9 protein-coding genes and 1 pseudogene are annotated in these 8,554 nt (G+C 35.0%); 8 read left to right on the plus strand and 2 right to left on the minus strand.

What is annotated here, in order from left to right; genetic code table 11:
• From H1P_RS28410 to H1P_RS28430, 5 genes and pseudogenes are all read left to right on the plus strand, one after another.
• Nucleotides 1-253 (plus strand): zinc ribbon domain-containing protein (locus H1P_RS28410; RefSeq protein WP_144872082.1); only part of this gene is annotated, 253 nt, incomplete at its 5' end.
• Between the two features lie 32 nt (nt 254-285).
• Nucleotides 286-717: pseudogene (locus tag H1P_RS28415) on the plus strand (zinc-binding dehydrogenase); the annotation flags it as partial.
• A gap of 391 nt (nt 718-1,108) precedes the next feature.
• Nucleotides 1,109-1,444: an AAA family ATPase gene (locus H1P_RS28420; RefSeq protein ID WP_144874071.1), complete on the plus strand. Its 336-nt coding sequence runs from the start codon at nt 1,109-1,111 to the stop codon at nt 1,442-1,444.
• Entirely contained in the window at nt 1,444-2,406 is a 963-nt protein-coding gene (locus tag H1P_RS28425; RefSeq protein ID WP_342799622.1) for an AAA family ATPase, read from the plus strand. The genes H1P_RS28420 and H1P_RS28425 overlap by 1 nt, the downstream gene beginning before the upstream one ends.
• A complete protein-coding gene (locus H1P_RS28430; protein WP_144874075.1) occupies nt 2,403-2,765 on the plus strand; it encodes a hypothetical protein in 363 nt (120 codons plus the stop codon). Before H1P_RS28425 ends, H1P_RS28430 begins: the two co-directional genes overlap by 4 nt.
• A 198-nt stretch (nt 2,766-2,963) precedes the next feature.
• Here the strand turns inward: H1P_RS28430 and queA are convergent, their stop codons facing one another.
• Nucleotides 2,964-4,073 (minus strand): tRNA preQ1(34) S-adenosylmethionine ribosyltransferase-isomerase QueA, encoded by a 1,110-nt coding sequence (gene queA, locus H1P_RS28435; protein WP_144874077.1) that lies wholly within the window; start codon nt 4,071-4,073, stop codon nt 2,964-2,966.
• Between the two features lie 128 nt (nt 4,074-4,201).
• Here queA and H1P_RS28440 point away from each other — a divergent pair, with 128 nt between their 5' ends.
• Nucleotides 4,202-4,591 (plus strand): hypothetical protein, encoded by a 390-nt coding sequence (locus H1P_RS28440; protein ID WP_144874085.1) that lies wholly within the window; start codon nt 4,202-4,204, stop codon nt 4,589-4,591.
• 310 nt (nt 4,592-4,901) lie between these two features.
• On the opposite strand, the gene H1P_RS28445 is transcribed toward H1P_RS28440, so the two are convergent.
• Nucleotides 4,902-6,959 (minus strand): DNA phosphorothioation-associated putative methyltransferase, encoded by a 2,058-nt coding sequence (locus tag H1P_RS28445; protein ID WP_144874079.1) that lies wholly within the window; start codon nt 6,957-6,959, stop codon nt 4,902-4,904.
• On the opposite strand from H1P_RS28445, the gene H1P_RS28450 reads away from it, so the two are divergent.
• On the plus strand, nt 6,958-7,716 hold the full coding sequence (locus H1P_RS28450; RefSeq protein ID WP_144874081.1) for a nucleoside phosphorylase: 759 nt from the start codon (nt 6,958-6,960) through the stop codon (nt 7,714-7,716). The two genes, H1P_RS28445 and H1P_RS28450, sit on opposite strands and share 2 nt — an antisense overlap.
• A gap of 265 nt (nt 7,717-7,981) precedes the next feature.
• Nucleotides 7,982-8,467, plus strand: a complete 486-nt coding sequence (locus H1P_RS28455) for a hypothetical protein (RefSeq protein ID WP_144874083.1) — start codon at nt 7,982-7,984, stop codon at nt 8,465-8,467.
• Nucleotides 8,468-8,554 lie beyond the last annotated feature (87 nt).

An 8,554-nucleotide genomic window follows, 5' to 3' on the forward strand; every position in this document is an offset into this window, starting at 1 on the left:
TTCGGAGTTGGTAATTGTCGCTCGATTTTATCCTAGTAGTAAAACCTGCTCGAATTGCCAACACATTAAACAAGATTTAACTCTCTCAGATAGATGGTTTATCTGTGATAATTGTGGGGTATTTTTACCTCGTGATTGGAACGCGAGCATCAATCTAGCTCGCTATGCGGATGGCTTGTCCGTGAAAGCTTGTGGAGTAGTTAACGCCGACGTTGCTACTGTGAAGCAGGAAGTAAAAAAATCGCCAATCTAGCTTGTCTAGGTTTGTCTATGATTTATAAAGCAGCAGATAGTACGATTAACCATTACCAAACATTTGCTAGTCAGTTAGAACAGCTTGGTGTTTTATCGGTGGATTATATTCTGTGCTTGAATAGTACCGATTTGCATTGGCAAAACATGGCAGAAGCGATCGCACCCCAAGGTAAAATCTGTTCTATTGTGGGGAACAAATCACCTCTAGACTTAAATATTTTGAAGAGTAAAAGCGTTACTTTTGCTTGGGAATTCATGTTCACCAAAGCTCAATATCAAACTCCAGATATGCAGTCTCAACACGAGCTTTTAAATAAAGTATCTGAATTAGTAGAACAAGGAATTATCAAAACTACTCTCCACAAAAATTTAGGAGTTTTAAATCCTCACAATCTAGCTGTTGCTCATCAAAAATTAGAAACAGGCACAACTATAGGTAAATTAGTACTATCAGGAATTTAAGTAAGTGAATGAAAAAAATTCACATCTGAGTGAGTCTCAAAGAAATCATTCTGGCTTATCAAAGATTCGAGAATTTAAAGGGTCCTATCACTTTTACATTCTTATTTTAACTGGGATTAAATCTTGTATTTGACATTTCACAGAAAAATTTGGTTTCTCCCTAATTTTCGGATAGATTTAGTCTACAAGCTTTACGATCTTGAGAATACAACGATTTTAGAAACAGACTAAGAACTAATATATATTTATAAGTTTTTGATTTTAGCGATCGCAGCTATAACAAGTATCTCTACTAAAATAATTTAGGGTACGAATTTAAAAGACAGATTTATAAATAAATAACTTAAACTGTTGTTTATAGAGTCTTTCACGGCATAAATTATATTAAGTCATGGAAAAAATTGAAATTAAAGAGTTTGCTGGCATTAAAGATATAACAATAGAAGTAAAACAAATAAATATTCTAATCGGTCCTCAAGCAAGTGGAAAAAGTATTATTGCAAAATTACTTTATTATTTTAAGAATTTTATTTTTGAAATAATGGATGCAGCAGAAGAGTTAAAAAGTGTTAGAGATTTAAATAAAGAATATCAACAAAAATTCAAGGACTATTTTCCCCCATCTTCTTGGGGAAATCGAAACTTCAGTATTCGATATTATCTTAATTTAGACTCAATTGAAATATCTAGAAAAAAACCAAGACTAAAACTAAAGCATCTGACATAATTTTAAAGTATTCTGATTTTTATAAAAACAAATTTGCTAATTTAAGAAGCTTGATTCAAAGACAAAATAAAAAAATAGCTGAACGAGAAATCCAAACCTCACTTTTATCTCGTATAGACTCTTCTTTTGATATGAAAACAGAATTTTTATCAGATATTAGTAATAGTTCCAATAACAATGCTGCTTTTGCACAGCTATATATTCCTGCTGGTAGATCGTTTTTTGCTAATCTTAAAAATAGCATTTTTACATTTTTATCAGAAAGTAATACTGTAGATCCATTTTTAACTAAATTTGGTACTTATTATGAAAGAATAAAATCTCCAATTGCAGTAGAACTATTTAATAACAAAACATTAGAGAAAGAGAAACTATACCACGAAATAAATTATTTAAATGAAAAAATTCTTTGTGGTAAATATTTTCAAAAAGATGCTGAAGACTATCTTCAAGTAGAAGGAAACAGAAGAATAGCAGTAGCAAATTCTTCTTCAGGACAACAAGAAACACTTCCACTGGTAATCATACTTAGAACAATTGCATTGATGAAGTTAAATGTGGGCGGTAGTTCAATATATATCGAAGAACCAGAAGCTCATATTTTTCCCGCAGCCCAAAAAAGTATTGTCGAACTAATTTCTACTGTCTATAATACGCGAAAAGATAGTCTACAATTTTTCATAACAACCCACAGTCCGTATATCTTAACTGCATTTAATAATTTGCTTCAAGCGGGTATTTTATCTATTGACGCAACAGAAGAAAAAATAGCACAAATATCGCATCATGTTCCTAAATCTAGATTTTTAAAACCAGGAGAAGTTGCTGTATATTCCTTAGAAAATGGCTATTGTCAATCCATTATTGATGAGGAGACAGGATTGATCGATACCAATATAATTGATGAGGTATCAAATGAGCTAGCAATTCAATTCGACAAACTTCTGGAACTTGAAGAATGAAAAAATTTGGTGATTGTGAAACAATAAACAAAAATCCCAATATAGTTATCAGCGATCCAGGAAGTAAAAATAATAAGAGTAAGTTTAGACTTGATAATCCAAAAAAATTAAAAATAAGAGTAATTCAAGTAGATGATTGTGTGATTACGCAAGGTACAAGATGTGATTACTTAATTATTCTGCCTAATTCATTAGAGATTTATATTGAGTTAAAAGGGAAGGATGTTAAACACGCCATCGAACAAATTGAAGCATCGATAAAACAATTAACAGCAAGCTTATCTGCTAAAAAATCATGTTTTATTGCTAGTACTAGATGTCCTCTTACTTCTCCTCAAATACAAAAATTTAAAAAGTAATTTAAACGTGATTATAACGCAGCATTAACAATTAAAAATGGAGAAATAACTTACAAAGTATAACTACAGTAATAAAAAAATATATGCTGGCTTGTAGCTACTTAAATTTATGTTCAACATGAAAATTGTAGTAATCTTGATAATTTACGAATCACGATCCTACGGTAGAATCTCCCGATTTATTTATTAGTGATAACCTCAATTCACTCTAGCATCAGGTAAAATGAGCATAGCATCACCAAAAGAGTAGAAACGGTAGTCATTAGCGATCGCTTCTTGATAGAGGTTGAGTAAACGTTCTCTGCCTGTTAAAGCACTAACCAGCATCAGCAAACTAGAGCCTGGTAAATGAAAATTAGTAATCAAACCATCTACTATTTGCCATTGATAGCCTGGATAAATAAATAAATTGGTTTTACCGCGAAAAGGTTGCAAATCTTTTCCTTCTGAAGTTTGAGAATTATGAGCAGTACCTTCTAAGGCTCTAACTGCGGTTGTGCCAACTGCGATTACCCTACCACCTCTAGCTTTAGTTGCTTTAATCTTAGCTACGGTTTCCGAACTCACTTCAATCCATTCATGGTGCATATTGTGTTCTGTAATGGTTTCTGTTTCCACAGGGCGAAATGTACCCACTCCCACATGAAGGGTAATATAAGCTGTTTCAACTCCTTGGTTGCTCAATTTGGTAAATAAGTCATCGGTAAAGTGTAATCCCGCCGTGGGTGCTGCAACTGCTCCTCTTTCTTGAGCAAAGATAGTTTGATACTGCTCCGCCTCAGATTCACGGGATGTGATATAGGGAGGTAAAGGCATCTCTCCCAAGCGATCTAACATTGACCAAAAAGTTTTTCCTTCAGGAATCTCAAATTGTAGAATTCTACCTCCAGTGGCTCGAGCGCTCTCTATTACCGTTGCTTTGAGGTAATCTGAATCATGAGCAGAATTGCCAGTAAAAATGATTTCTGCACCCAATTTAAAACGCTTCCCTGGTTTGACTAAAGCTAACCAACAGTTAGATTTGATTTCTTCTAGCAGCAGTATTTCTACGGAAGCCCCACCAACTTTTTGACCATAAAGACGAGCAGGTATAACACGGGTATTATTGAGAATCAGTAAGTCTCCAGGTAATAGCCAGTTGGTTAAGTTACAAAAACTGCTATGAACATGACTTGTCTGTGAATTTACTACCATCAGCCGAGAACTATCTCTCGGTACGGCTGGAGTTTGAGCAATATATCTAGATGGTAGTTCGTAATAATATTGAGAAAGTAACAGATCGTTACTTTGAGATGGTTGATGGTTCACTTAGTAATCAGAACTTGGGTAATTTCCCCTATAATAATTTTCCAAAATCGGGTGCTTTTCCCCTAGCGGTCAAGACTTGTATGCTGTCAAACTATAGGAGTGAAGACAATAAAACAATAGGTATGTTTATGGATTTTGTTTACTTTATTGCCAACGCTAGCTTAAGTTTGCGTATAATAGAGTATCTTCGCGCAATGGAGCATAGTAAAGCAGCTTCTATTACCGTAGTTCATCAGATAGACGGTTGGATTGTCAAGGTACGTTATCCTAATCCTTTAACGCCTAAACAGATAGAAGATTGTCGCGCTTTTCTTAATGAGCTAGGTATTCCTTACGAGCCAGATATGCGCTTACAAATGGTATTTTGGAGTCTCGAAACGGGACAGTCTCCAGTGGAAGTAATGCGCCGTTATCAAGTAGCAATAGTTTCTCACGGTATACCCGACACCAAAGATATTGAGGCATTCCGCCAACAGTTTACTAGGGGGTTGGGGTATTGCCCAGAAACTCTGGCTTAATGCTAACAGTACTGAGATAGTAAAGTGTAGGGACGTACTGTGATACGTCCCTATATTATTTGTCTTGTTTTTCATTAATTAATTTGTATTATTTTTTTCCTTTTCTTTCCCCCATAAATAATACTAAATCCGATTGTTAACTTTGAGTTGTGATCGAAGGAAAGCTAAGTACTTGTGCAAAATAGATTACAAGCTTGGAGATAGGCAATCCGCAAGAGAGAACAGGCAAGAGTCACCGTTGGTCAATTATGAGTGTGTAAATAATTATGCCCAAATACTTACCATTAATTTTGTTTAAGTACTTATCATCTCAAGCTACTTGTAATGAGCAAGATAGGGGACAAGAAAAAGAACAAGCGATACGATGTTCTTGAATTTCTAAATGTTGCTCTTGAAGAAATTGTAACCAATCTTTTTGCCGACGAATCAAATTACGATCTGCTAGTAGACCTAATTGAGATTCGCAATTTGTTAGTTGTGAAAATTCTGGATAAAATTCATAATCAGAAGCAACTAAAGCATCTTTTTGATGTAAAATCAACGGATTGAAATGACGGGAAAGATCGTTATAAAATACAGAATAATTACTTAAATCTACTTCCATCGTAGTCTGTAAAGTAGGATGGGCAACTGTATCAAAATTGGAATAGTAAAAATAGGTTATTTTAGGCTGATTGTAGTAAAGCTTGATAATATTGGTATTGGGCAAACGACCATAAACTCTGCTAGCACAACCTTCATATACTCTTAGTAATGCAGGTAATTTGTCTAATGCGCTGATATGAATTGCGATCGCATTTTTGAGCTGCTTACCAATAGTGCTATTCCGACATAAATGAGCTATTTTTGCTAAATCTCTGACACTTAACAACAATATATCTGATAGCGTACAGGCTTGTTGATAGCCTTCGAGTAAAGCTTTAGCATCTGCTTTGATTTCTTGAGCTACTTTTCTAATACTGGGACGACCTTTAAAATTAGCGAGAGCTAAATATACTAATAAATCTTGACGGCGTTTATCTTCAATTGCTTCCCATTCTGCTTTTTTTGTTACTTGTAAAATAAGATTAAAAGCCCGACGATAGGTTTTAAATTCTGCTTTAATTGCTGCTTCTTCGGGTAACTCTCCTTTTGTCGGAAGACGACCTCTTTTAGTATAAAAAGCCATTAAAGGAGTAAGTAATTCTTGATAGTCAGCAAAATTACGATCGTCTCGGTAAACTCTGGGTGCGGTAACCCTAGAAACAAAACAAGATGCGCGAAAAGTTTCGGCTTCTGCTACATCTTGAAAAATCAAAAAGATACCCAAGCCAACAGCGATCGCGTCTACTTTTAAGATACTATCAATATAGGCTTTCAATTCTGATTGTTCGTAATATTTTTGAAAGGTATTACGATTGGTAATAATGCCATCGCCATAAGCAACTAAACCCCGTTGACGATCGTCAATTAATACTTGCGCTGAAACAATTAAAACCCTTTTTGTTAGCTTCCAAGCTTTGATTAAGGCTTCTCTTCTTTCTTGGAGATTTTCAATTACATTAATGATGTAGCCCAAATTAACAATATCAGCCGAAACTAAAGGAGTTTCAGGAGAGTAATAAGGATCCCATCCTGCACTACTATAACCGCGATCGCGAATTTCTGTAATGTCTCTGCCATGACCACAACCATAATCGAAAAAGGTGGTATCCTCAGTAAATAATTCTGCTTCTAAAGCTATCCTTACAGGGCGAGATAACTCTTTACGATGTAATGCTGCTCGGTGACGGTCAATTTCAATTTGTTCTTTTTTGCCAAATTCAGGATTAATCGGGCAAATAATATGATGTCCTGCAAATTCCCAACCATGATGTAATAATAACCGTTGCCACTGCTTTAAAGTGCCAATAACACGAGTATTATCTAATAAACCCAATGTAACTTCCTCTTGGGTTAATTGAGCAAATTCTTGATACAGAGGATAATTAGGAGTAACAAAAGTCTCCTTACGATGGAGTATGGGGGGATTTTCCGAATGGGAATACTGACGTTGTGATACTTGCTGAATCTCAAGATTGACAATAATACTTTTCTGTAGCCTGGGATGAGGATCGCGATCAAAATTAAGATAAAACAAATAAGATAGCTGTGGCTTTTCCCTACTAAATTTAACCAAAGTCACATTATCTAATTCTTGTTTTTTCCCGCTCCCCAGTTTCCCGATTTCCCAATGATGCAACACCAATTCTCTAGCAGATTGTTCGTATTGCTGTAATATCGGATCGAGTGCGGTTAAAGCGAAAGTATGGACATAAAGTGCTGTGGGTAGTAACTTACCAATATTACTATTTTGACACTTATCAACAACAGTAGAAAAGTTAGCCATGTTCTATCACATTGGTTTTAGCCAGCAAGACTTAGGAGAAAAACCTCCAGAGATAGCACTATTATCGGGAGAACCAGAGCGATCGCGTCACCTTGCTCACACTTATTTACAAAACGTTAAATTACTTTCAAAATATAGAGGACTTGATAGTTATCTGGGTTATCTTCCTAGCGGTAAATCCATACTAATTGCCACTAGCGGAATGGGTGCGCCTTCTTTGAGTATTGTGGTTAACGAATTAGTCCAAGTAGGAATTAAACAAATTATTCGCATTGGAACTTGTGGTTCAATCCAACCCCATGTCAAAGTGGGTAGCGTAGTTATTTCTCAGGGTGCTTTATGTCGTCAAGGCGCAGCAAATGATATCGCACCTCTAGAGTATCCCGCCGTAGCTGACCCTTTTTTAACAGTCGCTTTAGCAACAACAGCACAACAATTACAGTATTCTCATCATCTAGGTATTACCGCTTCTGTGGATACCTTTTATGAAGGACAGGAAAGAACAGAATCTTCTGCTAACCCTTATTTACAAACTTGGCTCTTGGGAATTACAACTCAATACCGCAACTTAAATATTCTCAACTACGAAATGGAAGCTGGTACTTTATTTAAGATGGGTTCGGTATATGGTTTTGCTGCCGCTTGTATCTGTGCGGTAGTAGCTCAACGCGATGAAGGAGAAGATGTATTAATAGAGCAAAAGAGCCTTGCTGTAGAAAGAGCTATTGAAATCGCTGTCAAGACAACTAGTAAATAACGAGCTACTACAAAAAAGTCTTCTGGAAAAACTCAACTATCTCGTAGACGATAAGTTTTTAGTTCTCCATCAGTCTCAAGAGTGTATTCAATGACTCGAACTAAAATCTTTGTTTGCCCCTTTTTTTGACATCCTAATCTTTGCCGAGCTTCAGTAATTGATGAGCTAACAGGTGTTTTCCAAGATTGTCCTAATGAAAGTCCATTGTTTACTTAATCTGTTGACTAAAGGTTAAAACCTAACTAAAATAGCAAAAACTAAAAAGATGTATCAAGAAAATATAGAAGTAGAAAAAGAAGATAGAAGGTTAACTAACAAATTTGATGAAGCTTCTAAATATACTAAGGAAGAATATTTTGATAAGATTCTCTACCTAAATCATGATATCGACTGTGATTTACCAGAAGAAAGAATTATTTTAATTAGATTTCCTACACTTATTAATTCAATACGTATGGAAGCTGCTGTTTTAGAATCTAGAATAAGTGAATGTGAGTATGTTGACTATTATTTAATAGAGACTTTTGCGACTGGTAAATTAGATAGATACGTACGACCTTATAAAACTTTAAATGAAGCTTTATATAGTTTTTTAAAATATATGGAATCAATGATTAAGGAAGATAATAATATACCTAATTTTAATGAACTTGATGGATTTAAGAACTATATTACTAAGCTTAGAACTATAGCTGAAACTAGTCCTAAGTTCAGGGCAAACGCATCTAAAATATCAGCAAAACTGAGTTAAAATGAGTTTCAGGTTTCAAATTACCAGGTAATTTGAAAAGCCCTGCCAAAAACTTCTGCCAGAAGCAAAAAGGTTTGTTATAAAGGG

This window comes from Hyella patelloides LEGE 07179 (genome assembly GCF_900659865.1).
Taxonomy (GTDB): Bacteria; Cyanobacteriota; Cyanobacteriia; order Cyanobacteriales; family Xenococcaceae; genus Hyella; species Hyella patelloides.

Coding starts and splice junctions, on each gene's coding strand:
- H1P_RS28420 (WP_144874071.1), top strand. CDS start 1,109: ATGGAAAAAATTGAAATTAAAGAGTTTGCTGGCATTAAAGATATAACA.
- H1P_RS28430 (WP_144874075.1), top strand. CDS start 2,403: ATGAAAAAATTTGGTGATTGTGAAACAATAAACAAAAATCCCAATATA.
- H1P_RS28440 (WP_144874085.1), top strand. CDS start 4,202: ATGGATTTTGTTTACTTTATTGCCAACGCTAGCTTAAGTTTGCGTATA.
- H1P_RS28450 (WP_144874081.1), top strand. CDS start 6,958: ATGTTCTATCACATTGGTTTTAGCCAGCAAGACTTAGGAGAAAAACCT.
- H1P_RS28445 (WP_144874079.1), bottom strand. CDS start 6,959: ATGGCTAACTTTTCTACTGTTGTTGATAAGTGTCAAAATAGTAATATT.
- H1P_RS28455 (WP_144874083.1), top strand. CDS start 7,982: ATGTATCAAGAAAATATAGAAGTAGAAAAAGAAGATAGAAGGTTAACT.